General features: G+C 67.4%; 23 protein-coding genes and 1 riboswitch. Of the genes, 15 read left to right on the forward strand and 8 right to left on the reverse strand.

The features are described from left to right. Positions 1-6 precede the first annotated feature (6 nt). Positions 7-915 (reverse strand): EamA family transporter, encoded by a 909-nt coding sequence (locus tag RSD66_RS04835; RefSeq protein ID WP_415289205.1) that lies wholly within the window; start codon positions 913-915, stop codon positions 7-9. A gap of 85 nt (positions 916-1,000) precedes the next feature. On the opposite strand from RSD66_RS04835, the gene RSD66_RS04840 reads away from it, so the two are divergent. The 5 genes from RSD66_RS04840 to RSD66_RS04860 all read left to right on the forward strand — a co-directional run bounded on the left by RSD66_RS04840 (position 1,001) and on the right by RSD66_RS04860 (position 5,167). Next, positions 1,001-1,483: an Lrp/AsnC family transcriptional regulator gene (locus RSD66_RS04840; RefSeq protein ID WP_024353520.1), complete on the forward strand. Its 483-nt coding sequence runs from the start codon at positions 1,001-1,003 to the stop codon at positions 1,481-1,483. Positions 1,484-1,551: 68 nt separating this feature from the next. Continuing rightward, the gene (locus tag RSD66_RS04845; protein WP_415289206.1) at positions 1,552-2,508 is read left to right on the forward strand and encodes a glycosyltransferase family 9 protein; all 957 of its coding nucleotides are present in this window, start codon (positions 1,552-1,554) and stop codon (positions 2,506-2,508) included. Positions 2,509-2,574: 66 nt separating this feature from the next. Next, complete coding sequence (locus RSD66_RS04850) at positions 2,575-3,912, forward strand: dihydroorotase (protein WP_415289207.1); 1,338 nt, start codon at positions 2,575-2,577, stop codon at positions 3,910-3,912. A 176-nt stretch (positions 3,913-4,088) separates the two neighbouring features. Continuing rightward, positions 4,089-4,418 carry a hypothetical protein gene (locus RSD66_RS04855; protein WP_415289208.1) on the forward strand — a complete coding sequence of 110 codons (330 nt, stop codon included), beginning with the start codon at positions 4,089-4,091 and terminating at the stop codon, positions 4,416-4,418. Then, complete coding sequence (locus RSD66_RS04860; RefSeq protein WP_415289209.1) at positions 4,415-5,167, forward strand: prephenate dehydrogenase/arogenate dehydrogenase family protein; 753 nt, start codon at positions 4,415-4,417, stop codon at positions 5,165-5,167. The genes RSD66_RS04855 and RSD66_RS04860 overlap by 4 nt, the downstream gene beginning before the upstream one ends. Before the next feature lie 32 nt (positions 5,168-5,199). On the opposite strand, the gene RSD66_RS04865 is transcribed toward RSD66_RS04860, so the two are convergent. From RSD66_RS04865 to RSD66_RS04875, 3 genes are read right to left on the reverse strand one after another with little or no spacing between them, the layout of a single operon-like run. Next, positions 5,200-6,132: an alpha/beta hydrolase gene (locus RSD66_RS04865; RefSeq protein ID WP_415289210.1), complete on the reverse strand. Its 933-nt coding sequence runs from the start codon at positions 6,130-6,132 to the stop codon at positions 5,200-5,202. Between the two features lie 29 nt (positions 6,133-6,161). Next, positions 6,162-6,833 (reverse strand): SdpI family protein, encoded by a 672-nt coding sequence (locus RSD66_RS04870; RefSeq protein WP_415289211.1) that lies wholly within the window; start codon positions 6,831-6,833, stop codon positions 6,162-6,164. Further along, positions 6,826-7,113: a metalloregulator ArsR/SmtB family transcription factor gene (locus RSD66_RS04875; protein ID WP_313041560.1), complete on the reverse strand. Its 288-nt coding sequence runs from the start codon at positions 7,111-7,113 to the stop codon at positions 6,826-6,828. Before RSD66_RS04875 ends, RSD66_RS04870 begins: the two co-directional genes overlap by 8 nt. Positions 7,114-7,231: 118 nt before the next feature. Between RSD66_RS04875 and RSD66_RS04880 the strand changes: the two genes are divergently transcribed. Beyond that, a complete protein-coding gene (locus RSD66_RS04880; protein WP_415289212.1) occupies positions 7,232-7,990 on the forward strand; it encodes a 3-oxoacyl-ACP reductase in 759 nt (252 codons plus the stop codon). A 35-nt stretch (positions 7,991-8,025) separates the two neighbouring features. Further along, on the forward strand, positions 8,026-8,775 hold the full coding sequence (locus tag RSD66_RS04885) for an SDR family NAD(P)-dependent oxidoreductase (RefSeq protein WP_415289213.1): 750 nt from the start codon (positions 8,026-8,028) through the stop codon (positions 8,773-8,775). 75 nt (positions 8,776-8,850) lie between these two features. Here the strand turns inward: RSD66_RS04885 and RSD66_RS04890 are convergent, their stop codons facing one another. Beyond that, on the reverse strand, positions 8,851-10,227 hold the full coding sequence (locus RSD66_RS04890; RefSeq protein WP_415289214.1) for a flavin-containing monooxygenase: 1,377 nt from the start codon (positions 10,225-10,227) through the stop codon (positions 8,851-8,853). Positions 10,228-10,806: 579 nt separating this feature from the next. On the opposite strand from RSD66_RS04890, the gene dusA reads away from it, so the two are divergent. From dusA to RSD66_RS04905, 3 genes are all read left to right on the forward strand, one after another. Then, positions 10,807-11,835 (forward strand): tRNA dihydrouridine(20/20a) synthase DusA, encoded by a 1,029-nt coding sequence (gene dusA / locus RSD66_RS04895; RefSeq protein WP_415289215.1) that lies wholly within the window; start codon positions 10,807-10,809, stop codon positions 11,833-11,835. 224 nt (positions 11,836-12,059) lie between these two features. Beyond that, the gene (locus RSD66_RS04900) at positions 12,060-12,884 is read left to right on the forward strand and encodes a sulfite exporter TauE/SafE family protein (protein ID WP_024353417.1); all 825 of its coding nucleotides are present in this window, start codon (positions 12,060-12,062) and stop codon (positions 12,882-12,884) included. A gap of 99 nt (positions 12,885-12,983) precedes the next feature. Beyond that, entirely contained in the window at positions 12,984-14,807 is a 1,824-nt protein-coding gene (locus tag RSD66_RS04905; protein WP_415289216.1) for a methyl-accepting chemotaxis protein, read from the forward strand. Positions 14,808-14,857: 50 nt separating this feature from the next. On the opposite strand, the gene metB is transcribed toward RSD66_RS04905, so the two are convergent. Both metB and metX read right to left on the reverse strand, forming a co-directional pair. Continuing rightward, positions 14,858-16,036 (reverse strand): cystathionine gamma-synthase, encoded by a 1,179-nt coding sequence (gene metB, locus RSD66_RS04910; protein WP_415289217.1) that lies wholly within the window; start codon positions 16,034-16,036, stop codon positions 14,858-14,860. After that, positions 16,033-17,100: a homoserine O-succinyltransferase MetX gene (gene metX, locus RSD66_RS04915; protein WP_346523918.1), complete on the reverse strand. Its 1,068-nt coding sequence runs from the start codon at positions 17,098-17,100 to the stop codon at positions 16,033-16,035. The genes metB and metX overlap by 4 nt, the downstream gene beginning before the upstream one ends. Before the next feature lie 82 nt (positions 17,101-17,182). Beyond that, positions 17,183-17,309: riboswitch (SAM riboswitch) on the reverse strand. A gap of 453 nt (positions 17,310-17,762) precedes the next feature. Between metX and RSD66_RS04920 the strand changes: the two genes are divergently transcribed. The 3 genes from RSD66_RS04920 (at position 17,763) to RSD66_RS04930 (ending at position 21,071) form a co-directional block, all read left to right on the forward strand. Then, complete coding sequence (locus RSD66_RS04920; protein WP_415289218.1) at positions 17,763-19,499, forward strand: homoserine dehydrogenase; 1,737 nt, start codon at positions 17,763-17,765, stop codon at positions 19,497-19,499. A 2-nt stretch (positions 19,500-19,501) separates the two neighbouring features. Next, positions 19,502-20,464 carry a homoserine kinase gene (locus RSD66_RS04925; protein ID WP_346523916.1) on the forward strand — a complete coding sequence of 321 codons (963 nt, stop codon included), beginning with the start codon at positions 19,502-19,504 and terminating at the stop codon, positions 20,462-20,464. Positions 20,465-20,603: 139 nt separating this feature from the next. After that, entirely contained in the window at positions 20,604-21,071 is a 468-nt protein-coding gene (locus RSD66_RS04930) for a hypothetical protein (protein WP_415289219.1), read from the forward strand. A gap of 24 nt (positions 21,072-21,095) precedes the next feature. Here RSD66_RS04930 and thrC read toward each other — a convergent pair whose 3' ends face one another. Further along, positions 21,096-22,490 carry a threonine synthase gene (gene thrC, locus RSD66_RS04935; RefSeq protein ID WP_415289220.1) on the reverse strand — a complete coding sequence of 465 codons (1,395 nt, stop codon included), beginning with the start codon at positions 22,488-22,490 and terminating at the stop codon, positions 21,096-21,098. A gap of 187 nt (positions 22,491-22,677) precedes the next feature. On the opposite strand from thrC, the gene RSD66_RS04940 reads away from it, so the two are divergent. Beyond that, complete coding sequence (locus RSD66_RS04940) at positions 22,678-23,622, forward strand: aspartyl protease family protein (RefSeq protein ID WP_415289221.1); 945 nt, start codon at positions 22,678-22,680, stop codon at positions 23,620-23,622. A 65-nt stretch (positions 23,623-23,687) separates the two neighbouring features. Further along, on the forward strand, positions 23,688-24,989 hold the full coding sequence (locus RSD66_RS04945; RefSeq protein WP_024353408.1) for a DUF418 domain-containing protein: 1,302 nt from the start codon (positions 23,688-23,690) through the stop codon (positions 24,987-24,989). Positions 24,990-24,997: the final 8 nt, after the last annotated feature.

The following is a 24,997-nucleotide window of genomic DNA, read 5'->3' on the forward strand; positions in this document are numbered from 1 at the left end:
TTGAGATCAGGCCGGGGCGGCCGGATCCTGCAACGGCTGTTCGTCTGACGGCGAGGTCAGCACGGCGCCGACCGAGGCGGCGATGATGGCGGCGATGGCCAGCCACTGCTGGCTGGTGAGGTGCTCGCCCAGCACGAACAGGCCCGCCAGGGCGCCAATGGCCGGATCGCCGCTGACAGCCACGCCGAAGGTGCGCTTGGGAATATGGCGCAGGGCGACCATGTCCAGCGTGTAGGGCAGGGCGCTGGACACCAGGGCGACGACGAGACCAAGCGCCAGAATCTTGGGGTCCAGAAGGCTCATGCCCGCGCCGGCGACGCCGAAAGGCACGACGGTCATGGCGGCGAAGGTCATGCCGATGGCGACGGTCGAGCCGCTGGGCAGATGACTGACCCGTTTGCCGAAGACGATATAGCCCGCCCAAAACACCGCCGCCCCCGCCGCATAGGCGCAGCCGACCGGATCAAGCCCCGACACGTTTCCATCCAGCGGCAGCAGCAGAACCAGACCCAGCACCGCCAGTCCGACCCAGACGAAGTGGATCAGCCGCCGCGAGTTGAACAGGGCGACCGACAGCGGCCCCATGAACTCGATCGCCAGGGCCACCCCCAGCGGAATGGTGTTCAGCGCCATGTAGAAGCTGAGGTTCATCAGCCCCATCACCACGCCGTAGACCGCCAGGGCGCGCAGGTCGCTGGTGGTGAAGGCGCTGCGCCAGGGACGAAAAACCGCCAGCAGGATGATGGCCGACAGCCCGACGCGCAGGCCCGCCGTCCCGGCCGGTCCCACCATCGGATAAAGCGTCTTGGCGAAGGAGGTGCCGGCCGAAAGCGACACCATGCCGCCGATCAGAGCGAGATAGGGCAGGACCGCTGACAGGCGCGGATGGCGAAGGACGAGGACCGGGGAGGACATGGCCGGCAATCTATCGAAAAGCCGCTCGTTTTTCTTGGCGATTTCGCCTGCCATGTTGCAAGAAACACGCGTATTGTCAGTCTCTATGCAAGAAAACGCCGACCTCGATTCCTTTGACCGTCGCCTGCTGGCCCTGGTGCGCCGCGACAATCTCCAGCCAGCGCGCGTGCTGGCGGACAAGGTCGGCCTGTCGGAATCGGCGGTGTCGCGGCGGTTGCGGCGGCTGCGAGACGAAGGGATCATCATTGCCGATGTCGCGGTGGTCGATCCGGCCCGGCTGGCGCGCGTCCTGACCATGCACGTCCTGGTCGAGATGGAACGCGAGGGCACGGCGGTTCTGGACGCCCTGATCGACAAGCTGACCGCTCGCCCTGAGGTGCAGGCGGCCTGGTATGTGACCGGCGACACTGACCTGATCCTCTATGTCGTGGTGCCGACGATGGAGGCCTATGAAGTCTTCACGCGTGAAATGCTGAACGACGACGCCCGCGTGCGCGCATTCAAGACGCTGATTTCAATCAGGGAAGTGCTCCCGTTCGACCCGGCGCGACGGGCGCTGGCGCGATGAAGCCCGGTTTCCGGTCCTGTTTCAGTTTCGCCGCTGAATCGCCTTGAGAATCCGGATAGGTTGACATCATGCATGGTCGTTTTCCGATCCTCTATATCGCCGAGGCGGACGCCGAAGAGGCGGTCCTGTCGTCCGGGGCGCTGGCCCAGCTGGTCGAGGCCATCCCGCAGGCGACCTTCACCGTCGTCGGCTCTCCGGCCAGCGCGCCGCTGTTCGCCGATCTGCCGCGTCTTCAGCGGCTGATCACGCTGGATCGCGACGGGCGCTGGGACTGGATCGCCCTGTGGAACCAGGTGCGCGAGACGAACTGGGGTCTGGTGGTCGACATGCGCGGCTCGACCCTGTCAGGCAAGCTGCGGCGCCAGCGGCGCGCGGTGCGGGGCAAGACCCTGCCGGGCGTGCATCTGGTCGAACAGGCGGCGCGAACCCTGCAGCTGGACGAGATTCCGGCGCCGAAACTGTTCATCGAGCGGGACACGCAGGAGGCCGCCGACGCCCTGATCCCGTCAGGCGACGGGCCTATTCTGGCGATCGGGCCGGGCGCCGACTGGATCGGCAAGCGCTGGCCCGCCGACCGATACGCCAAGGTCGCCATCTCCCTGCTGGGCGAAGGCGGGCCGCTGGCGGGCGGGCGGCTGATGATCGTGGGCGAGGAGGCGGACCGCGATGCGGCCCAGACCATCCGCTCGGCCGTCAAACGCGACCGGGTGATCGAGCTTCAGGGGCGGTTGACGCGTCTGCAGACGGCCGCGGCCCTGTCGCACGCGGACCTCTATCTGGGCGGCGACTCCCTGTGGACGCAGTTGGCTGCAGCGGCGGGCGTGCCGGCGGTGGCGGTCTTCGGCCCCTCGGACGAGACGTTGAAGCGCCCGTGGACGGGCGTCGCCGTGCGCGGCCCGCGCAGCCTGCAAGAGTTCCGCGAACTGGACCCGCGCCTGAACCAGCACATCCAGCACATGATGGATCTGCCCTATGAGCGTGTCTTGAAGGCGGCGAAAAGGCTGCTGGCGGAACGGGCGGCCTGACCCCCTCGGCTTGCGTCTCCAAGCCTTCGGCGCGCATAAGCGCCGGAACTTCAGGAGATGCGCGCGATGACCCAGACCTATGACCTGATCGTTCGGGGCGGCGAGGTGGCCAACCACGCCGGGCGGGGCAAGGCGGACGTCGGCGTCATCGAGGGCCGCATTGCCTTCATCGGCGACCTGTCGCAGGCCTCGGCCGGAGAGGTGTTCGATGCGACGGGCCTGACCGTGCTGCCGGGCGTCATCGACACCCAGGTCCACTTCCGCGAGCCGGGTCTGGAATGGAAGGAAGACCTGGAGACCGGCAGCCGCGCGGCGGCGCTGGGCGGCGTCGTGGCCGTGTTCGAGATGCCGAACACCAATCCCAACACGACCGATCCGGCCACGCTGGAAGACAAACTGACACGGGCGCGCGACCGGATGTGGACGGACCACGCCTTCTACATCGGCGGCACGCATGAGAACGCCGAACATCTGGCTGATCTGGAACGCCTGCCGGGCTGCTGCGGGGTCAAGGTCTTCATGGGCGCCTCGACCGGCGACCTGCTGATCGCCGACGACGAGGGCGTTCGCAAGGTGCTGTCCAACGTGCGCCGTCGCGCCACCTTCCACTCCGAGGACGAATACCGCCTGGTCGAGCGCCGCAACCTGGCCCGCACCGGCGACTGGACCAGCCACCCGGAAGTTCGCGACGCCGAGAGCGCCATCATGTCCACGCGCCGTCTGGTCGGGCTGGCCAAGGAGACCGGCGCCCGCATCCACGTCCTGCACGTCACGACGCGCGACGAGATGGAGTTCCTGCGTTTCCACAAGGACGTCGCCACCGTCGAGATCACGCCCCAGCACCTGACCCTGGTCGCGCCTGAGGCCTATCAGCGCCTCGGCGCCTATGCCCAGATGAACCCGCCGATCCGCTCGCAGGAACACGTCGACGCCCTGTGGCTGTGGGGGATGCAGCAGGGGGTGGCCGATGTGCTGGGCTCGGACCACGCGCCGCACACCAAGGAAGAAAAATCCAAGCCCTATCCGGCCTCGCCGTCGGGCATGCCGGGGGTGCAGACCCTGGTGCCGCTGATGCTGACCCACGTCGCGAACGGGCGGCTGTCGCTGGAGCGCTTCATCGACCTGACCTCGGGCGGGGCGCAGCGGGTGTTCGGCACGGCCAACAAGGGGCGGATGGCCGTCAGCTATGACGCCGACCTGACCATCGTCGACCTGAAGGCAAAGAGAACAATCAGACACGACCAGCAGGCCACGCGCTGCGGCTGGACCCCCTTCGACGGGTTCGAGGCGACGGGCTGGCCGGTGGCGACCATCGTGCGCGGCCGCGTGGTGATGAAGGACGGCGAACTGATCGGCCAGGCGCATGGCCAGCCGGTGCGGTTCCAGGAGACGCTGGCGGGGTGAGGGGACTGCTCGGCTTCGCAGGGTTGGCGACGACCTCGGTCTTTTTGGCCGGGTGTTCCACTGAGGAAGCGTCCGTTCATGCGCCGTGTGAGATCCGCGAAATTGCGGTGGCGTGCCATGTCGAAGGCAATGAGCGGTTTGTCAGCGTTAGTCGAACGTCCGCACCTGGGTCTTGCTTGGCCGACGCAATGGTGGACCGTATTAACGTATCCATTCCTTACCAGTCTCTTCGAGCTATCGGCGACGCTGGAACCGAGAGCGCTGAAACCGTCACGGGATATGATGAATATCTGATCAGTCTGCTGCCATCCAAGCCTGTCAGAGATAGCGAATTCCCCGGCGTGCTTTATGCCTGCTCTGAAATCTGCCGCGCTGTCCTGTCGTGGCGAGACTACGCCGTTTTTGTTGAGTGGCATGATGTGCAGCCCGCGCCAGGCCCTGTCGTAAAGTTTGCAATAGCTTCGCTCGATGCGTGGACAGCGCAATGCAGGAAGGGCTCTGAATGAGGGGCGTTGGTTTGCAACGCCTTGGCGCTTCTCAACTCGGCCTGATCGGCTTCGGCGCCTTCGGGCGTCTGACGGCGAAGCATCTGTCGCCGTGGTTCGACATCCTCGCCCATGATCCGGCGGTCAGCGACGGCGAGGGGCTCGCCCGAATGACGACGCTGGAGGAGGCGGCCGCCTGTTCGACGGTGGTGCTGGCCGTGCCGGTGGGCGTCCTGGCCGAGACGGTCGCGGCGATCGCGCCGCATCTGGCGCCGGGCGCGCTGATCCTCGATGTCGGCTCGGTGAAGGTGAAGCCGGCCGAGGTGATGCTGGACGGCCTGCCCGAAGGCGTCGCCATCGTCGGCACACACCCTCTGTTCGGTCCCCAGAGCGGCAAGGACGGAATCGCAGGGCTGAGGATCGCCGTCTGTCCCGTGCGCGGCGACAAGGCGGCGTGGCGCGTCGCCGCCTTCTGCAGGAAGGCGCTGGGGCTCAAGGTCTTCGTCGTCACGCCCGAGGATCACGACCGCGAGGCGGCGACGGTGCAGGGCCTGACCCATCTGATCGCCAAGGTGCTGCTGGCCATGGAGCCGCTGCCGACGCGGATGACCACGACCAGTTTCGAGCGCGTGGTGCAGGGCGTCGACATGGTTCGCCACGACAGCGCGGCGGTGTTCCGCGCCATCGAACACGACAACCCCTTCGCCGCCGAGGTCCGCCGCCGCTTCTTCGACCTGGCCGAGCAGGCGCGGGCGGAACTGGACGGGTGACCGCTTTCCTTCTCCCGCAAGGGGAGAAGAGCTTACCTCAGCACGAAATCCGCCACCGCCTCGACCACGCCGGGCGCCAGCGGCAGGGCGGGGTCCATATAGGTCGCGATATTGGCGGCGCGTTCGGCAGGCGCGACTTTCAGGACGTGGTTCACGCCGTCCCAGATCGCCAGCTCGGCGCGCGGCTGGGCGGCTTTCAGCGCTTCGGCGTCGGCGAGCGTCACCTGAATGTCCGTCGTGCCCTGACCGATAAAGAGCGGGCCGTCGTAGGCGGCCGCCAGCTTCGCCGGATCCAGCGCCAGCCAGGAGATGAGGTAAGGCTGGACCGACGGCCGGAACAGCGCCGCCAGCGATGCAGGCGGATTGGCGACCGTGCGGCCCGCTTCCAACTCCTCGACGGCGGCGTAGGCCTCAGTCTTCAGCGGTTCAGGCAGGGCGGCCAGTTGTTCGCGCAGCACGACGCCCGCCGGACGCCCGGCGCCGGACAGCAGCACCAGGCCGCAGACCTTGTCGTCGCCCTCTCCGTCGGGTTTGGCGGCGACCGCGGCCAGGGCGACCAGCGCGCCCTCGCTATGGCCGATCAGCCAGGCGCAGGGGCGGCCCGTTTTCGTCGCCGTCTCGGCCGCCCAGGCGCGGGCGTCCTCGGCATAGGCTGAAAAGCGCAGGTCGGCTTCGGAGGCGCCTGCGGCGGCGCTCTCGCCGATGCCGCGTTTGTCGATGCGAACGGTGGCGACGCCGCGCTCGGCCAATCCTTCGGCCAGCAGGCGATAGGTCGCCGCCTGAATGCCGAACTGCGGGCTGTTCCCCTCGCGGTCGGTCGGTCCCGAGCCGGGAATGATGATGGCGGCGGCGCGCGTCTGGCCTTCGGGCGACAGCAGGGTTCCGTGCAGCGGCGCGGGGCTGGATGGCAGCTCGACCGGCGTCGAAACCGGTGAGAGCAGCAAGGCGGCGGCGAGGGGCAGCATGGTCGTCTCCGTCGTCGGATGGGCAGGGGTCAGAAAGGTTGTCGGTCGGGATCGGCGCGCCACACGCGCCAGCTTTCAAACACCGACCAGGCGGTCGCGATCAGGACGCCGGTGATCAGGGCGCTGAACCCCAGGGGCTGGGGCGCAATCGGCGCGGCGATCAGGCCGACCAGGCCGAGGCCGAACATCAGCCGCCCGGCCAGGCGGTTGGAGCGTTCCCACGCCAGCTTGCTCTTATAGTTCCACGGGGTGCGCACCCCGACAGCCACATTGGGGCCGACGCGGCCGAGGAAGGCGCCGACCACCAGCAACAGCAGAGCCGTCACGGCCATATGCGCACCCTGACTTGGCGGGGCCTTGCTGAACAGAGGAAAGGCGATCAGACCGATGCAGCCCGCGAAGGCCAGCAGGCTGACCAGCTGGGCGCTCTTGAGGCTACGCCGGCGCGCGGGATCGGCCTGAGCCCGCCGCGCGTAAAGGCTGCATCCGCCGACGGTCGCGGCGGCGGCGACGCCGAGGCCGCCGATCATCCACGCGACCTGGCCGCGCGGGGCCCAGTCGTCGGCTTCTCCCGCCAGGTTGAAATGGATGGGGATCGGCGTCGTCGGGCCTGCGGTTCCGACCCAGATGGCGAGGGAGGCGACGGCGCCGATCAGAATGATCGAGGCCAGATCCAGGGCGTCCAGTTTCACTCTAGTCATGACGGTCCTCCTCCTTTGTTTCGCCCGTCCCGCTCAGGTCCATCAGGAAGGCCAGGGCCTCCTCGACCGCCGAAATCTCCAGCCGATAGCGGATCGACTGGCCGTCGCGCTCGGTGCTGACCAGTTCAGCCTCCTTCAGTGCATTCAGATGGCCGGTGATGGTCGGCCAACTCATGTCGAAAGCGGCGGCGATGTCGCCGGACGCAAGCGGCCCCTTGCGCAGCATGGCGATGATGCGCCGTCGCACCGGATGGGACAGGGCCTTGAACAGGCTGTTCATAGGTAGGAAGCTAATTAGGAAACATGCTAAATGCAACCACTGTTCTTCAGGGTCGGCTGGTCTTCATCACGGCCACGGCCTATGGCTGAGGTCGGTTCAGAAGCTGCGAGTTGTTCTCATGGAAATCCGCGATCAGATCGTTCTCATCACCGGCGGCGCGCGCGGCGTGGGCGCGGCGGCGGCGCGGGCCTTTGCGGGGCAGGGCGCGCGGGTGGCGATCAACTGGCGCAACAGCGGCGAGCGGGCCGAGGCGCTGGCGGCTGAACTGGGCGAGCGGGCGCTGGCCGTTCAGGCCGATGTGACGGACCGCGCAGGCGTCGACGCCATGGTCGCGAAGGTTGAGGCGCATTTCGGCGGGGCGGTCAGCACCGTGGTCAACAATGCGCTGGATTACAGCTTCAACGGCGACGCCCGCGCCCAGATGGCGGACATTCCGTGGGAAGACATGGAGCGTCAGTTCGCCACCGTGATCCGGGGCGCCCTGAACGTCATTCAGGCGACGGCGCCCGGCATGGGGGCGCAAGGCTTCGGCCGTGTCATCAACGTCGGGACGAACCTCTTTCAAAATCCCGTGGTGGGTTACCATGACTACACCGCCGCCAAGGCCGCCCTGCTCAGCCTGACGCGGACGGCGGCGGGCGATCTGGGGCCGTCGGGGATCACCGTCAACATGATCTCGGGCGGTCTGTTGCGGACGACGGACGCCAGCGCCGCGACGCCCGAGGCGGTGTTCGACCTGATCGCAAGCATGACGCCGCTGCGCTCAGTCACCACGCCGGAAGAGTTCGCCGATGCGGCCCTCTTCTTCGCCTCGCCGTGGAGCCGGGCGGTGACGGGACAGAATCTGGTGGTCGACGGCGGGCTGGTGCGGGATTAAGTCGGCCCGACAGTAAAGCCTCAAGGACGGACATCATGAGCGGCGTCATTCTGATCACCGGAGCCACCTCGGGCATCGGCCGGGCGGCGGCGCGCCGTTTTGCGGGGGCGGGCTGGAAGGTGATCGCTACCGGGCGCCGTCAGGAGCGTCTGGACGAACTGGTCGCCGAACTGGGCGCGGATCGGGTCCATGCGGCCCCCTTCGACATGCGGGACGAGGCCGCCATCGACGCGGCGCTGGACGCCCTGCCCGAGGGCTTTCGCGATATCGACGTGCTGATCAACAACGCCGGTCTGGCGCTGGGCACGGCGATGGCGCAGGAGGCCGATCTGGCCCAGTGGCGCCAGATGATCGACACCAACATCACCGGTCTGGTGACGCTGACGCACCGCTTGCTGCCGCGCCTGATTGCGCGCAAGGGGGCGATCCTGAACATCAGTTCGGTGGCGGCGACCTACCCTTATAAGGGCGGCAACGCCTATGGCGGGACCAAGGCCTTCGTGCGCCAGTTCTCGCTGGGGCTGCGCTCGGACCTGCATGGGACGGGGGTGCGCGTCACCTCCATCGAGCCGGGCATGGCCGAGACGGAGTTCACCCTGGTCCGCACCGGCGGCGATCAGGCGGCGTCAGACGCCCTGTATGGCGGCGCCCAGCCGATGACCGGCGAGGATATCGCCGAGACCCTGTTCTGGGTCGCGACCCTGCCGCCGCACCTGAACATCAATGCGCTGGAGCTGATGCCGGTCAGCCAGTCCTTCGCCGGCTTTCAGGTGGCGCGCGATTAAGCGCCTTCCCGCCTCGTGCCGGGCCGCCGGTGCGGCCTCTCCTGCCCGCGCGGTGGCGGCAGGAGAGGCCGCGCATCAGGCGCGCGCGGCCTGGCTGCGCGCGGACGGAAGCCGCAGATAGGCCTCCAGCGAGTCATCGAACGCCTTCATCCACGGCACATGGTGACGCGCCGCCAGAGTGCCGGTCAGGACCGAGCGATAGCATTTGTCGCGATAGCCCATGATGTCGGCCTTCTTGTCCTTCTTCCACTGCAGGAAGATCCTGTTGATGTTATCGATATCAAGATCAGGATAGTCGGTCTGGGCGATCAGGCGCTTGATGTATTCGCCCTGATATTCAAAGGCCTCTTCATCCGTGCGGATGGCGACCTCCTTCTCGCGCCACTGGTCGTTGGCGGCCTCCATGTCCGCGCGTGACGGCAGCTGGATCCGGTCCATGATGATGTCGCGCGTCAGCCAGGCCTGGGCGTCGAACATGTTGAAGCTGTACCAGAGGTCCTGCATCCCCAGGTAGAAGAGCTTCGGGTTCGGCGTGAAGGCCACGCCCTCATACAGGTTCAGCGGCCACAAACGGTTGCTGGTCTTCAGGCGTAACTCATCCGGCAGGAAGGGGAAGTGGTGCTTGTAGCCGGTGCACAGGATGATGGCGTCGACGTCGCGGCGCGTACCGTCGCTGAAGTGGGCGGTCTTGCCGTCCACGCGCGTCAGACAGGGCTTCTCCTCCCAGCCCTTGGGCCAGTCATAGCCCATCGGCTGGCTGCGATAGCTGGTCGTGACCGACCGCGCGCCATACTTGTAGCACTGAGAGCCGATGTCCTCGGCCGAATAGCTGGAGCCGATCAGCAGGACGTCCTTGCCCTTGAACTCGGCCGCGTCGCGGAAGTCGTGCGCGTGCAGGATACGGCCGGGGAACAGGTCGAAACCCGGATAGGACGGCGCGTTCGGCGTCGAGAAGTGGCCGGTGGCGACGATCACATGGTCGAAAGTCTCTGACGTTCGGCGACCGGCGGAATAGTCCTTGGCCGTCACGGTGAACTGCCCGGACGCCTTGTCGAAGACCACGTCCTTCACGGCGGTGTTGAAGCGGATGTACTGGCGAATGTTCGCCTTCTTCACCCGACCCTGGATGTAGTCCCACAGGACTTCGCGCGGGGGATAGGAGGAGATGGTCTTCTTGAAATGCTCGTCGAAGGTGTAGTCGGCGAACTCGAGACATTCCTTGGGGCCGTTCGACCACAGATAGCGGTACATGCTGGCGTGAACCGGCTCGCCGTTCTCGTCCATGCCGGTGCGCCAAGTGTAGTTCCACATGCCGCCCCAGTCCTTCTGCTTCTCGAAGCAGACGATTTCAGGGATGTCGGCGCCCTCGTCACGGGCGGACTGGAAGGCGCGGAGCAAGGCCAGGCCCGACGGGCCGGCGCCGATGATGGCGATACGGTTTTGCTTGGGCATATTCACTTTGGGCTGATGGGTGACAGGCCCCGTCGCAGGCGGCTCTGCGGCCGCAAAAAATCGGGGCGAAAGAGGGCCGATCGCCAGCATTCCCAATATACGGAGTGCGGACATGGAATCGGCGCGCGGAAATATCGCTTAGTCCGAATATCTTAGAGTTTATGCTTGCAGGCTGGAATGATTGCCTCTCCAGTTCTTTATTCGGAAGGCAACACAAGAACAAAAAACGTCACGACGAATATGAACATATATTCGTCGCCGCAATCTTATGTTGTCTCTATAATCGAGCGATTATGACGTAATGCTCGATGAATCGCAAATTTATCCCGGATATATCCGGGTTCGGTCCATGTGCGAGTAACGGTTACAGCGCGCCTTCAGAAACGTCGGCGGCCGCGCTGCGCAAGGGGACCTGACGGTGTCTTCTGCTGCGCTAAACTGGTTTGGCCAGGGGAGCGGGATGGTCGCTGGCGCCCGAAGCCGCAGTATGGGCCGCCATGCCGCGCGTCATCGCATTTGATGAGGGTCTCGCCTATATAGCGACCCTTCCGCCTTTCTTGATGTCTCCCAATAACGCCGATGCACCCAGCGTACAGACTGTCCGTGGCGCCCATGATGGACTGGACCGACCGCAACTGTCGGGCGTTTCACCGCGCGCTGAGCACGCGGGCCCTTCTGTATACGGAGATGGTGACGGCGCCGGCGGTGATCCACGGGGATCGTGACCGTCTGCTGGGCTTCGACGCGGTCGAGCATCCGGTGGCGCTTCAGTTGGGCGGCTCGGATCCGGCTCAGTTGGCCGAGGCGGCGAAGATCGGCGAGGCCTATGGCTATGACGAGATCAATCTCAACGTCGGCTGCCCGTCGGATCGGGTGCAGTCGGGCCGCTTCGGCGCCTGTCTGATGCGCGAGCCGGAGCTGGTGGCGGACTGTATGGCGGCGATCAGAGAAGCTGTCGCCGTGCCCGCCACCGTCAAATGCCGCATCGGCGTCGATGATCAGGACCCGCAGGAAAGCCTGTTCGCCACGGTCGACGCCTCGGCGGCGGTAGGGATCACCCACTTTGTCGTCCATGCCCGCAAGGCCTGGCTGAAAGGCCTTTCGCCCAAAGAGAACCGGGACGTGCCGCCGCTGGACTACGCACTGGTGCGTCGGCTGAAGCGCGAGCGGCCGCATCTGACCATCTGCATCAACGGCGGGATCGGCGATCTGGATCAGGCCGAGGCGCATCTGAAGGCTGACGACGGGGTGCAACTGGACGGCGTCATGCTTGGCCGCGCCGCCTATCATGAGCCAGCCCTGCTGGGACAGGTGGATCGACGCATTTTCGGCGAGGCGACGCCGGATGTGGACGTGTTCGAGGCGCTGGAGCGGTATCGTCCCTATATGGCCGCGCGGCTGGACGAAGGCGCCAATCTGGCGAGCATGACCCGCCATATGCTGGGGCTGATGCACGGTCGGGCAGGGGCGCGCGCCTTCCGCCGCATCCTGACCGTCGAGGGGGTGAAATCCGGTGCGGGGCTGGAGGTGGTCGATCGCGCGGTCGACGCCGTCCGAGAGGCCGAGGCGCGAAAGGCCCGTCTGGGCGAGAGCGAAGAAGCGGCCTGATCCCTTAGGCGTCACCCTATTTCTTTCGTCGTCCTCCGGCTTGACCGGAGGACCCAGCGGCGCCGAAGGCGATCTTTGCTGCAGGCGCGGCGCGTGGAGTTTCGCCCTCCGGGCGCCGCTGGGTCCCCGGTCGCCCCACGGGCGCCGGAGGATGACGAACGGTAGGGGAAGGTTGGCGCAACTTCCGGGATGACGCTGGCCAAGGCTGCGGCTATGCCCAAGCCATGAGCGCCCTTCCCCTTTCCGAACTCGCCCTGATGCTCGCCGCGCTTGCTGGGGCCGGCGCGATCGCCGGAGTGATCGGCGGCCTGTTCGGCGTTGGCGGCGGGACGGTGCTTGTCCCAGCACTGTTTTACGCTTTTTCGGTGCTGGGCGTCGGGGGCGAGAGCAATCTGCACGTCGCCATCGGCACCTCGCTTTTGACCATCGTCGCCACCTCGCTGAGGTCCCTGGCCACGCACCGGGCGCACGGGGCGGTGGATGAGACGGTGCTGAAGACCTGGACGCCATGGGTGGCGTTCGGCGGACTGGTCGGGGCGGCGATTGCGGGCTTCACCTCGATGGAGGGGCTGGCGGTCGTCTACGGCGCCTGCCTGCTGCTGGTCGCGGCGCAGATGGGGCTGATGCCCGAGCGGTTCACGCTCAGAAAAGACCTGCCGACGGGCTGGGGCCGTCGCGGCGTGGGGACAGGCATCGGCCTGTTGTCCGCCATGATGGGCGTGGGCGGGGGTAGTCTGGGCGGCATGACCATGACCCTGTGCGGGCGGCCGATCCATCAGGCGGTGGCGACCGCCTCGGGCTTCGGTCTGGCCATCGGGGCGGCGGCGGCGCTGGGCTTCGCCTTCTTCGGCTGGGATGCGCCGGGGCGGCCGCCGCTGTCGCTGGGTTATGTCAATGTGCCGGCGGCGGTGATCATGGGACTGCTGACGGCGCTGACCGCGCCCTATGGGGCGCGGCTGGCGCACCGGCTGGACCGCAAGATCCTGCGCCGGGCCTTCGCCGTCTATCTGTTGCTGACGGCGTTTTCGGTGGTGCTGAAGGCGCTGTGAGCGCGACTAAGTAGATGCCCGCAGGCGGGCGCTAACACTTTGTCGAACAACGGCGGGTTAGGAGCGAGGCTGAACCTCCCCCTGTCTGAGCCGTGAGTCATGCTGCATAACCTGTCCGTACCCAAGAAGCTGATCCTGTCCTTCATGGCCGTGATCGGGGCTTGCGGGGCGGCGACCCTGATCGTCCTGTGGTGCGTGGCGTCCCTGCAGCGCGCCGACGCGGCGGACCTGACCTCGCGCGAGGTGTTGAAGGCGTCCGACCGCCTGCTGGCCGCTGCTGTCGAGCAGCAGAACGCCATGCGCGGCTATGTCCTGACCGGCGATACGGCCGTGCTGGAACAGTACGAAGCGGGACGGCGCGACCTGCCTGTTCGCCTGGCCGATCTGGCGGCTTCTGACATCAAGGGCGTCTATGGGCAGGAGCAGGCGCAGATTCGCGCTGCCGCCGCCGCCTTTCAGGAGCAGGCTCAGGCGATTATGGCTGAGGCTCGCGATCCGGCCGCTCGCGGCGAGGCTCTGGCCCAGGTCGGACAGGTGGCCAAGCTGACCGATATCCGTACGGCCGTCGCCGCCATCCGCGCCAAGGAAGCCGCAGAGGCAGAGGTCGTCGGCCGAGCCAAATCCGGCGCCTTTGTTCAGGCCTATGTCTCCTTCGCCATCGGCGGGGTGCTGGCTCTGGCCATCGCCGTGGGCGCCGCCCTGTGGCTCATCGGCGCCCTTAGCCGCCCGGTCGAGGCGATGACCCGCGCCATGAGCCGCCTGGCCGATGGCGATCTGAACGTCGCCATCCCGGCGGTGGGCCGCCGCGACGAGATCGGTCGGATGGCCGACGCTGTCCTGACCTTCAAACAGAACGCCGAGGAGAAGGTGCGGCTGGAAGCCGAGGCCGAAACAGCGCGCCTCGCGTCGGAGATTGAGCGTCAGGAGCAGGCCGCCCGCGACGCCGATGCCGCCCGCCAGCAGGCCCAGGTCGTCGACGGCGTGGCCAGGGGGCTTGAGCGTCTGTCGGGCGGCCAGTTGGCCTTCCGTCTCAACGACCCGTTCGCGCCGGAATATGAAGGCCTGCGCGCCGACTTCAACGCGGCGATGGACAAGCTGCAAGGCGTGATGCGGGTCATCGTTGAACGCGCCGCCGCCATCGGCGCCAGCGCCCGCGAGATTTCGCAGGCCTCCGACGACCTGTCGCGTCGCACTGAACAGCAGGCCGCCAGCCTGGAAGAGACGGCGGCGGCCCTTGAGCAGATCACCGCCACCGTGGCCCGTTCGGCCGAGGGCGCGATTGAGGCGGGGGGCGTAGTGCGCGGCGCCCGGTCCGAAGCCGTCGAAGGACAGGCTGTGGTCGGCCGCGCCATCGCCGCCATGGGCGCCATCGAGCAGTCGTCCAACCAGATCAGCGCCATCATCGGCGTGATCGATGAGATCGCCTTCCAGACCAATCTGCTGGCGCTGAACGCCGGTGTGGAGGCGGCGCGAGCAGGCGACGCCGGGCGCGGCTTTGCGGTCGTGGCGTCTGAGGTGCGGGCGCTGGCCCAGCGCTCGGCCTCGGCGGCCAAGGAGATCAAGACGCTGATTTCGGAATCCGGCCGTCAGGTCGGGGCGGGGGTGGCTCTGGTCGGCGATACCGGCCAGGCGCTGGAGCGGATCGCCGGTCAGATCGAACGCCTGACCCTGATCGCTGAAGAGATCGCCGCCTCGTCGCAGGAACAGTCCAGCGGCCTGCAACAGGTCAATATCGCCGTGACCCAGATGGATCAGGTCACGCAGCAGAACGCGGCCATGGTCGAGCAGTCGACCGCCGCCAGCCATGCTCTGGCCTCCGACGCGGTCGAGCTGGACCGGATGATGGGGCAGTTCGCGTTGGATGATGCGCGCGATCTGGACGCGCGCGGGCGGATGGAGGCCCTGGCGCGGGCGGTGGCTTAAGCGCTGGATTCTCCCTCCCCATGAAGGGGAGGGAGAATCGTGTGCCTGTATTACGCCGCCGCCTTCAGCGTCACCGTATCCAGCGCCTGAATCAGGTCAGCCAGGACGTCGTCCTGATGCTCCAGTCCGACCGACAGGCGCAACAGCCCGTCGGTGATGCCTGCCGTCACGCGGGCTTCGGGCGTCATGGCGGCGTGGGTCATGGTGGCCGGGTGGGCGATCAGGCTTTCGACGCCGCCCAGAGATTCGGCGAGGGTGAAGATTTCCAGCTGCTCGATCACCTGGCGCACGGCTTCGGTCCCGCCGGTCAGCTCGAAGCTGAGCATGGCGCCCGGCCCGGACTGCTGGCGCGACGCCAGTGCATGGCCGGGGTGGCTGGTCAGGCCCGGATAGTGGACAGCCTTGACCGCGGGGTGCTGCTGCAGCGCTGCGGCCACGGCGCCCGCCGTCGCCTGCTGGCGCTCGATGCGGGTGAACAGGGTCCGCAGGCCGCGCAGGGTCTGATAGGCGTCGAACGGCGAGCCGGTGACGCCCAGGCAATTGGCCCACCAGGCCAGCTGTTCATGATCGGCCGGATCGGCCGCGACCACGGCGCCGCCGACCACGTCGGAATGGCCGTTGATGTATTTGGTGGTCGAGTGGACCACAATGTCGGCGCCCAGCTCCAACGGCCGTTGCAGGGCGGGCGACAGGAAGGTGTTGTCGCACACCACCTTGGCCCCCACGGCGTGGGCGCGGCGACAGACCTCGGCGATGTCGGTGACGCGCAGCAGGGGGTTGGACGGCGTCTCGACCAGCACCAGCTTGCAGCCGTCGGCCAGGGCGGCGTCCAGGGCGGCGCTGTCGTTCTGATCGACGAAGGCGACGCGGAAATGGCTCTTCTTCGCGCGTGCGCACAGCAGGCGGTGGGTGCCGCCGTAACAGTCGTGCGGCGCGATCAGCAGGTCGCCGGGCTCCAGCAGGCTGAGCGGCAGGTCGACCGCCGCCATGCCGGTGGCGGTGATGACGGCGCCGGCGCCGCCTTCCAACTCTGCCAGCGTCTCGGCCAGCACGTCGCGGGTCGGATTGCCCGAGCGCGAATAGTCGTATTTGCGCGGTTGGCCGAAGGCGGCGAAGGAATAGTTGGACGACAGATACAGAGCCGGCATGACCGCGCCGTGGGCCGTGTCCGTATCGACGCCCGAGCGGGCGGCGATGGTGCGGGGATCGGCGGGACGGGCGCGGCTCATTGGTCGATATCCTTCAATACGGAAGTCAGAATTTCAGCGACCAGTCTGTCTTCCTTCAGGAAGGCGTCGTGGCCGTAGACGGAAGCGTGTTGTTCGAAGCGCCAGAGGTTGGGCAGACGGTCGGCCAGCTCTCTCATGTCGTCGATGGGGCACAGGCGATCGGTGGTGAAGCCGACCAGGGTGACGGGGGCGCTGATCGCCTCGGGCTCGACGCGGTGGCGGTCGATGGAGTCGGACAGGGTCAGCCAGCGGGCGGGGGTGGTGCGGTCGCGATAGGCCCGCCCGCGCGCCGTCAGATAGTCGCACACCGGATAGGCCTGGCCCGCATGGCTTGGGGCCTCCGAATCGAAGCGGTCGCCGAACTCTTCCTGGGTGCGATAGGTGGTCATGGCCAGTTCGCGCGCCAGGCCGACGGCCTGATCGATGCGGCCGGTCTCAAGGCCCAGTTGCAGGATGCGGCGCTGAATGCCGCGCCAGGCGGTGGCCAGCGGATGAGGGCGGTGGGCGGCGGACACCACCACCAGTTGCTCGGCCCAGTCGGGGAAGAGCTCGCCGAAGGCCAGGGCGATCATGCCGCCGTAGGAACAGCCGATAAAGGCGGCGACCTTGTCCACGCCCAGATGGTCCAGCAGATGGGCCAGCAGCCGCGCCTGATCCTGGGTGGTGATGGTCAGCGGCGTCTTCGGCTCCGTCACGCCGTCTCCGAATTCCGGTGCGAAATCAAAGGCCAGGACGCGAAATCGGGTCAGATCGATCGGCGCGCGCACGCCAACGGCGCCGGACCACCAGCCCAGTCCCTTGGTCTCGGTGCGATGGACGTAACGGTCGGCGGAAATCCCGCCCGCGACCACGATCAGGGGGGCGCCCGGCTTGCCGTGCAGGCGGCCGATGACCTGTTTCTGGGTCAGGGTTCCGCCGAAATCGAGCTCGAAACCGTCCGGGATCGGAACCACGACGTCATGGGCGCCCTCGCGTTGCAGCAGTTTGGACGGGCGGCGCGCGGAAGCCGCCCGACAGGCGGGCTCTTCGGCGGGGGCGGCGGGGTCGATCAGGGCCAGGGTCATTGGTCTCGGTCACTCAGCAGATACGGCTCGCCAAGGAACCCATGCAGTGACAGACCTGTGGCGCGTCGCCTCGTCGACGCTCCACCCATCTCTCGCGGTCCATTCAGGCAAGCCCGAAGAACCCCGCAGGAGTTGGCACCGTTTCGGGCGGAACCCGATGGTTGCCCCGGCGTCAAAGGGCCTAATCCCTCAGCCGGTCTTGATGAGTGAGCTTACGGTGCGGTTGCGAAGAGCGCCGGTCAAGCGAAAAATTTCACCCCGTTTGGGCGAAAGCGCCCCATGGTGATGGCCAAATGGGCCTGTTGGGGCGATGTCGAGAAAAATTATTTCGATGCGGGGTTGACGCGACGCGGCGCCCTGGCTCACCCTAAGGCACGATTTTCAACCGGACGCCGCCTGTGCCTTACCGCCTCGCCAGCATGAAGACGACCACCATCGCCGCCTCGGCGACGGGTCTCTTCGCGTCCATGATTACCACCACCGGTACCACCACCATGCCCTTGCGGGCGGGGACCGGATGATGCGCGCCGTTTAGGGCGAGACACGCAGAAAACCGATCACCCGCCCGGACCTCCGGGCGGGTTTTTTATTGCCTCAAATCCACTCCGACCCCGCCGATCTCTCTTAAAAATCCTCCCAGACCCAGCCTTCAGGAAACGTCCATGTCCGCCTCTCTCGCCCTTGTCGCCGATCAGCCCAAACCGGTCGAAGCCCTCGCCCCGGCCGCCGAAGTGGTGGTGCTGAAGTTCGGTTCGTCCGTTCTGCGCGACGCCTCTCAGGCCCCCGCCGTCGCCAGCGAAATCTACAGCCACGTCCGCTCCGGCCGTAAGGTGGTCGCTGTCGTCTCCGCCCTGGCCGGCCAGACCGACAAGCTGCTGTCCGAGGCGCGCAGCCTGGGCCTCGACCACGAGAACGAGCTTCTGCCCGCCTATGTCGTGCTGGGCGAGGAAAAGGCCGCGGCCCTGGTCGCCGTGGCCTGTGACCGGGTCGGGCTGGACGCCATCGGCCTGTCGGTGCGGGAGTTGGGCATCGTCGCCGAAGGGCCCAGCCAGCACGCTCGCCCCGTCTGCCTGAAGGGGGATCAGCTCCAGCGCGCTCTGGAGGCGCATGAGGTGGTGGTCGTTCCGGGATTCGGCGCGGTCCGGCCCAACGGCCGCGTCGCCCTGCTGGGCCGGGGCGGATCCGACCTGACGGCGGTGGTTCTGGCGGCCGAGCTGGGGTTGAACCGCGTGCGTCTGGTCAAGGATGTGGACGGCCTCTACGACCGCGATCCGGCCGTCAGCGCGGGGACGCCCCTGCGCTATCGCCGCGCCTCGTGGGAGACGGCGCGTCAGGTGGGCGGGGCGCTGGTCCAGCATGACGCCATCGACCTGGCTCAGGCCCGCGCGGTCGAGATCGAAGTGGCCGCCCTGGGCCGCGCCGAGGGTACGGTGGTCGGCGATCGCGGCGCCCCTCCGGGGCCGGTGCAGGCGGCGGCGGCGCTGAAGGTAGCCGTGGCCGGGTGCGGGGTCGTCGGCGGCGGCCTGCTCAGCCGCCTTCTGCCCGACAGCCGTTTTGAAGTCGTCGGCGTCCTGGTTCGTGATCCCAAGAAGCCGCGCGACGTGGCCGCCCCGGCTGAACTGTTCACCAATGACGTCGACGCCCTGCTGGCCAAGAAACCGGACCTGTTGCTGGAAGCCCTGTCCGAGGGCGAGGCGGGCCACGCCCTGATCCGCCGCGCGCTGGAGGCGGGCTGCGACGTGGTCAGCGCCAACAAACAGGCCGTGGCCCGCGATCCCAAAGGGCTGCAGGCCCTGGCAGACGCCAACGGTTGTCGGGTCGCCTGGTCGGCTTCGGTCGGCGGGGGCTCGCCGATGATCGAAACGCTGCGCGCCGCCCGCGCCGCCGGTCCGGTGGTCGGTTTCGAGGCGGTGCTGAACGGCACGGTCAACTTCATGCTGCAACGTCTGGGCGAGGGGGCGACCTTCTCCGACGCCCTGGCCGACGCCCGCGCCGCCGGTTTCGCCGAGGAGGACCCGTCCTCGGACCTGGAAGGCTTCGACGCCGAGGCCAAGGTCAAACTGCTGTCGTTCGAGGCCTTCGGCCGTTCGCCCGACGCCCTGCCGCGCGACGTGCTGGCCACCGAAACCCCGCTGGGCGACGCGCCGGTGCGCCAGATCGGCGCCTGTTTCGACCGCGACGGCGAACTGAACGCCTATGTCCGCCTTGACGGCGAACTTCAGGACGCGCTCTTCCTGTCGCTGAACGGAGAGCGCAACGCCTTGAAAGTCTATGGTCAGGACGGCCGGGTGTGGACGTGCAAGGGGCGCGGCGCCGGGCGCTGGGCCACGACCGAGAGCGTTCTGGCCGATGTGGCCGACGTCATGCGCGCCCGGCGCGCCGCTGCGGAGCTTGTCTAGTCATGGCCGTCTTCACGCCCGTCACGCCGCAACAGGCCGACGACTATCTCATGCGCTACCCTCTCGGCGGGTTGGTCGAACTGACCCCGATCGCCGAGGGGGTCGAGAACACCAACTATCGTCTGGTGACGGATCAGGGGGCCTACGTCCTGACCCTGTTCGAGGGGCGGACCGAGGCCTCGGCCCTGCCGTTCTGCCTCGGTCTGACCGGGCGGCTGGCGGCGCAGGGCTTTCCTACGCCCGCGCCGGTGGCGGATCGCGAGGGCTTGGTGATCGGCCGGCTGAACAATCGCGCCGCCGCCATCGTCGAATGGACGCTTGGCGCCTGGAAGCGTCAGCCGACGGACAAGGATCAGTATCGCGCCGGTCAGGTTCTGGCCCTGCTGCATCTGGACGCCGCCGACTATGACGGGGTGCGCGAGAACCCGGTCGGGCCGCGCGCCTGGGCCGATCTGGCCGCGCGCTGCGACACGGTCGCGGCGGGCGAGGATCGCCGGATGCTGGAGCAGATGCAGCGCCTGTTGCCCGATCTGGCCCGACCGTGGAGCGATCCGTCGCTGCCGCGCGGCCCGATCCACGCCGACTACTTCCCCGACAACGTCCTGTTTGCTGTGAACGAGCATGGGGCGACCGACGTGGGCGGCGTGATCGACTTCTATTTCGCCTGCGTCGACGTGCTGGCCTATGACCTGGCCATCGCGCTCAGCGCCTGGGGCTTCGACGCCGAGGGACGGCCTCTGCCGTCCGCCCTGCGCGCCTTCCAGAAGGGCTATGAGTCGGTGCGGCCCCTGTCGGACGCCGAGCGTCAGGCCCTGCCGGAACTCGGCGCGGCGGCGGCGGTGCGCTTCACCCTGACGCGCCTGCATGACCGGCTGTTTCACGACCCGGCCAATCTCGTCACGCCCAAGGATCCGACGCCCTTCTTCCGGCGCCTGGATTACTGGAAGGCGGCGGAGCCGGCCTGAACCCTCTGCGATCAAGGCGGCCTCTTCATGCGAAGGGGCCGTTTTTTCATTCCCGCCTGTGAAGCAGGACAAGGCGCCGCAACCGGGAACAAGCTTGGCGGCCCATGCGCTCCCTCTACATCTCAGAATGGAGGACAGCATGACCGCAGCCGACAAGAACCGCGCCCTGGACCGTAATGAGACGGAGTGGGTCGAGATGAGCCGTGCGGCGGCGCACCTGACCGACACACAACTGACCGATCTTCTGCGACGACTGCGCGAGCGCCGCGACCGCGCCCAACGCATGATCCGCACCCGCACCCGTCAGGCCAGCCGCGAGGGACAGGCCAATATCGACACGGGCGCGCGTGAAAAGAAGGCGCAACTGGCCGAGGCGATCGAGCGCGCAGCTGAGGAACAGAAGCGTCGCCGGGCATCGACCTCAGCAACCCGCAATCTGAAGGCCGCCGTCGCGCGCAAGGCCGAACAGACGCATGACGGCATCCCTGACAACCGCACGGCCCACACCGACCCCGCCGACACCCCCAACGACAAGATCGCTCCATCCGGCGCTCTTCACGCCGAAGGGATGAGGGCCGCCATCAGCCGCTCGACCGGCGACCGTTGAGCCAGAGTCTTTAGAGAGGGAGCGTCAGCTCGCCTTCGCAAACCCCTTCACCGCCGTCAGCGCCGCCTCGGGCGTGTTCTCGATCACCGTCAGGCGTTCGGGGCGGTCGCCCAGTGCGCGGATGACGGGGGCCGGTTCCGGCTCGACGCCGATGACGTCAGAGACGAAGGCGCCGAACTTGGACGGGTGGGCGGTGGACAGGGCGACGATGGGCGCGCCGTTGCGGTCCAGGCGGCGCGCGGCGGCCAGGGCCACGGCGGTGTGCGGACAGACGACGCGGCCCCAGGCGGCGTGGGCGTGGGCGATCTCGGCTTTTGTCGTCGCTTCATCGACCGAGACAGCCGACACCTCGGCGCGCAGGGCGGCCAGAAGGTCGGCGGGCAGGGTGACGGACCCCTCGCGCGCAAAGGTTTCGAACACGGCGCGGGTCGCCTCGGCGTCGCGGCCGGAGGCTTCATAGACCAGACGTTCAAAGTTGGACGGCGCCTGCACGTCCATCGACACGCTGCCGCTCTCGACCGCCGGGCGGCGGGCGTAGACGCCGTCATTGATGGCGCGGGCCAGGGCGTCGTTCTGGTTGACGGCGGCGACGAAACCGGCGGCGGGCAGGCCCATCTTCTTGGCGGCGATCCCGGCGAAGGCGTCGCCGAAATTGCCGGTCGGCACCACGAAGGTCGCCGCCTGGCCCAGCTGGGCCGTGGCCGAGACGTAATAGGGAATCTGGCCCGCCAGTCGGCCCCAGTTGATCGAGTTGACCGAGGACAGACGGCCTTGTTCGCGTAAGCGTTCCTCGGCCAGCAGCCCCTTCACCAGACGCTGACAGTCGTCGAAGTCGCCGCGCACGGCCAGGTTCAGGACGTTGTCCGCCTCGACCGTCGTCATCTGCCTGCGCTGCACCGGCGACACGCGGTCCAGCGGATGCAGGACGATCAGCTTGATGCGCTCAGCGCCCGCGAAGGCGCGCACGGCGGCGGCGCCGGTGTCGCCGCTGGTGGCGGTCAGCAGGGTCAGGGTCTCGCCCGTCGCGGCCAGGGCCTCGTCCGACAGGGCGGCGACCAGCTGCATCGCCAGATCCTTGAACGCCGCCGTCGGGCCGTGGAACAGCTCAAGTACGAACAGGCCCGGCTCCAGCTCGACCAGCGGCGTCACCAGCGGATGGTCGAAGCCCTTGGTCAGACGGTCCAACGCACGATCCAGCGCGCCCGCAGGCAGGGCGTCGCCGATAAAGGGCGCCATCGCCGCCTTGGCGATCTCGGCGTAGCTGCGGCCCGGCCGAGTTGCGTCGGCGGGCAGGGCGGGCCAGGCCTGCGGCATGTAGAGGCCCCCGTCCGGCGCGATGCCGCGCAGCAGAGCATCCGAGAAACGGGTCGGAGCGGCGTCGCCGCGCGTCGAGATGTAGCGATCAGCTGAATTCGTCATATCGGGGTCGTTTCTAGCTGCCGTTGGCCGCTTCGTCATGATTATTTTGCGTATGCGAAGGGAAAGTTCGCCAGATGACGCAACAACCTGGTTGCGACTAGGCGATCAGCGCGCCTTGCCCCGTCGCGATCGCTATCTCGAGGGAAAAGGGCTGGCGTCGGAGCTCCGCCCGGTTCATGTCAGGCCGATGAACCGCCGCTCCCTTTTCATTCGCGCCGGAGCCGCCGTCGCCGCCGTCGGCGGCGGATTGTGGCTCAAGGATCATGTGCTGTGGCGACGTCCCGGCGTGACCTTCGGCGCCGACGGAAGCAGCGGCTGGCTTCAGTTCGTCGCGCCCCGGACCCTGTTGCCGACCGTGCCGGTGCGGCTGGCTGGGCGCGAACTGACGGCGCTGATCGACAGCGGCGCCCAGTATTCGGTGATTGACCGGCGGCTGGTGGCCGAGTTGGGGCTGGATCGTTTCTTCGACATGCCGCTGATCGCCTATGGCGTGGATGGGCGCGCCCAGATGGGCCGAGGCGTGACGCTGGATCTGACGTTCGGCGAGGCGCGCATCGACCGCCTGCGTGCAGGAATTCTGGACCTCGGGCCTCTGTCGGAAGAGGAGGGGCTGGGGGCGCCGTTGATCCTAGGGCAGGACCTGCTGATGCAGGCGGGGCTGGAGATGGACCTGCGACGACGGCGGTTGCGTCTGTTCCGCAAGGCGCAGACGGAGCTGTCGCCGGCCTATCGCGCCATGCCCGTGCGGCGGGCCGGTACGTCCCTGATCGCCGATACGGTCGTGGAGGGCGTCAGGGTGCAGGCCGTGCTTGATACCGGCTCTTCCGCCCTTCTGGCCGTGAGCGAAGGCGTCGCGCAGTCGGCGGGCCTGCTGGACGGCCGCCCGGAACGGGAAGGGTCAAGCATCGTTCTGGGCGGGGTGGCCAGGGCGCGTCTGATTGAGGCGAAGAGCGTGGCTTTGGGGTCGGAAACCTGGCGCGACGTGACGATAGCGGTCTACGCCGATCGGGCGCTGCCCAACTATCCGGACGCCCTGTTGGGCATGGAGGCGTTCGCAGGGCGCGATATTATTCTCAACCTTGGCGACGGACAGCTGCATCTCGCGCCGTTGATGGATGTGACCATTGTTTAGCTTTGACGGGTTTGCGCAGGCAGAATCCGTTTCGTCCGTGGCCTGAAGGGGGATAAGCGGCCCGCATGAGCGCCTCGCCGTCCATGATGTCCGTATCGCCAGGTCAAAGGCTGGAAAGCCTGGACCTGCTGCGCGGCTTCGCCCTGTGCGGCATCCTGCTGGTCAATATCATGATGATGGGCGGCGCCTGGGACCAGTATCATCCCGACCTGCCGCCGACGCTGGCCAATCCGGACTGGTCGGCGTGGATCATCCAGCATCTGTTCGTGCAAGGGTCGATGCGGGGTCTGTTCACCCTGCTGTTCGGCGCCGGCATGCTGCTGATCACCCTGCGCGGCGAAGACGGACGCGGGACGATTCAGGCGGCGGACGTGTACTTTCGACGTTGCATCGCCCTGCTGGCGCTGGGCGTGTTCAACGCCACGGCTCTGCTGTTTCCGGGGGACATTCTCTATGTCTACGGCCTGTCGGGATTTCTACTGTTCGTTTTCCGCATGGCCCGCCCGCGCACTCTGATCGCCCTGTCGGCGGCGCTTCTGCTGCTGCTGACGGCTGAGTCGGCCGTGGTCGGCGCCTATCAGACGATTGAAGCGCGTCGCGGGGCCGAACTGGCGTTGCAGGTTGAGGCCGGAGCGTCCCTGTCGGCCGAAGACGCCGAGGCCCTGAAGGCGCATAGCCGCGCCCAGGAGGCGCAGAGCCTGTCGCCGGAGGCTGTCGCCGAAGAAGTCGCCGTGCGCACCGGCGGCGTCGCAGGCCTGCTGAAGTGGAGTGTGCGGACCTGGCTGGACTATGCGGCGTCCAGCTACACCATCACCCTGGTCATTGAATCGGTCGCCTTCATGCTATTGGGCATGGCGCTGTTCAAGCTGGGCGTGCTGGGCGGGGCGCGTTCGCTGGGTTTCTATCTGGCGCTGACGGCTTGTGGTTATGGCGTGGGGCTGGCGGTCAACGGCGGGCAGGCGGTGGTGCTGTGGCTGAGCCAGTTTTCGTCCGAGTCCTGGGCGACGCAGAGCAGCTATGAACTGGGCCGATGCGCCATGACCCTGGGTCACGTCGGCCTGCTGCTCTCATTGTGGAAGATGAACGCCCTGGGCTTCGTCGGACGGGCGTTGCGCAATCTGGGACGGATGGCCCTGACCAACTATCTGGGACAGTCGGCGATCGCGGCCCTGTTGTTCTATGGCCTGAACCTGTGGGGCAGGCTGGACTGGTGGGGCCTGTGGGGCGTCGCGCTCGGCATCTGGGTGGTTCAGATGACGTTCAGCGCGCTGTGGCTGCGCGCCTTCAACATGGGACCGCTGGAGTGGGCCCTGCGGTGGTTCGCCTATGGGCGGCCTTCGCAGCTGAAGCGCGCGAAGGCCGCCTGATCCGCTCG

The sequence above is a fragment of the Brevundimonas sp. S1H14 genome (assembly GCF_047716865.1).
GTDB classification, from domain to species: Bacteria; Pseudomonadota; Alphaproteobacteria; order Caulobacterales; family Caulobacteraceae; genus Brevundimonas; species Brevundimonas naejangsanensis.

Excerpts from the sequence above, each read along its gene's own strand:
- RSD66_RS04835 (WP_415289205.1), bottom strand. The coding sequence starts at position 915 with ATGTCCTCCCCGGTCCTCGTCCTTCGCCATCCGCGCCTGTCAGCGGTC.
- RSD66_RS04840 (WP_024353520.1), top strand. The coding sequence starts at position 1,001 with ATGCAAGAAAACGCCGACCTCGATTCCTTTGACCGTCGCCTGCTGGCC.
- RSD66_RS04845 (WP_415289206.1), top strand. The coding sequence starts at position 1,552 with ATGCATGGTCGTTTTCCGATCCTCTATATCGCCGAGGCGGACGCCGAA.
- RSD66_RS04850 (WP_415289207.1), top strand. The coding sequence starts at position 2,575 with ATGACCCAGACCTATGACCTGATCGTTCGGGGCGGCGAGGTGGCCAAC.
- RSD66_RS04860 (WP_415289209.1), top strand. The coding sequence starts at position 4,415 with ATGAGGGGCGTTGGTTTGCAACGCCTTGGCGCTTCTCAACTCGGCCTG.
- RSD66_RS04865 (WP_415289210.1), bottom strand. The coding sequence starts at position 6,132 with ATGCTGCCCCTCGCCGCCGCCTTGCTGCTCTCACCGGTTTCGACGCCG.
- RSD66_RS04870 (WP_415289211.1), bottom strand. The coding sequence starts at position 6,833 with ATGACTAGAGTGAAACTGGACGCCCTGGATCTGGCCTCGATCATTCTG.
- RSD66_RS04875 (WP_313041560.1), bottom strand. The coding sequence starts at position 7,113 with ATGAACAGCCTGTTCAAGGCCCTGTCCCATCCGGTGCGACGGCGCATC.
- RSD66_RS04880 (WP_415289212.1), top strand. The coding sequence starts at position 7,232 with ATGGAAATCCGCGATCAGATCGTTCTCATCACCGGCGGCGCGCGCGGC.
- RSD66_RS04885 (WP_415289213.1), top strand. The coding sequence starts at position 8,026 with ATGAGCGGCGTCATTCTGATCACCGGAGCCACCTCGGGCATCGGCCGG.
- RSD66_RS04890 (WP_415289214.1), bottom strand. The coding sequence starts at position 10,227 with ATGCCCAAGCAAAACCGTATCGCCATCATCGGCGCCGGCCCGTCGGGC.
- dusA (WP_415289215.1), top strand. The coding sequence starts at position 10,807 with ATGCACCCAGCGTACAGACTGTCCGTGGCGCCCATGATGGACTGGACC.
- RSD66_RS04900 (WP_024353417.1), top strand. The coding sequence starts at position 12,060 with ATGAGCGCCCTTCCCCTTTCCGAACTCGCCCTGATGCTCGCCGCGCTT.
- RSD66_RS04905 (WP_415289216.1), top strand. The coding sequence starts at position 12,984 with ATGCTGCATAACCTGTCCGTACCCAAGAAGCTGATCCTGTCCTTCATG.
- metB (WP_415289217.1), bottom strand. The coding sequence starts at position 16,036 with ATGAGCCGCGCCCGTCCCGCCGATCCCCGCACCATCGCCGCCCGCTCG.
- metX (WP_346523918.1), bottom strand. The coding sequence starts at position 17,100 with ATGACCCTGGCCCTGATCGACCCCGCCGCCCCCGCCGAAGAGCCCGCC.
- RSD66_RS04920 (WP_415289218.1), top strand. The coding sequence starts at position 17,763 with ATGTCCGCCTCTCTCGCCCTTGTCGCCGATCAGCCCAAACCGGTCGAA.
- RSD66_RS04925 (WP_346523916.1), top strand. The coding sequence starts at position 19,502 with ATGGCCGTCTTCACGCCCGTCACGCCGCAACAGGCCGACGACTATCTC.
- RSD66_RS04930 (WP_415289219.1), top strand. The coding sequence starts at position 20,604 with ATGACCGCAGCCGACAAGAACCGCGCCCTGGACCGTAATGAGACGGAG.
- thrC (WP_415289220.1), bottom strand. The coding sequence starts at position 22,490 with ATGACGAATTCAGCTGATCGCTACATCTCGACGCGCGGCGACGCCGCT.
- RSD66_RS04940 (WP_415289221.1), top strand. The coding sequence starts at position 22,678 with ATGAACCGCCGCTCCCTTTTCATTCGCGCCGGAGCCGCCGTCGCCGCC.
- RSD66_RS04945 (WP_024353408.1), top strand. The coding sequence starts at position 23,688 with ATGAGCGCCTCGCCGTCCATGATGTCCGTATCGCCAGGTCAAAGGCTG.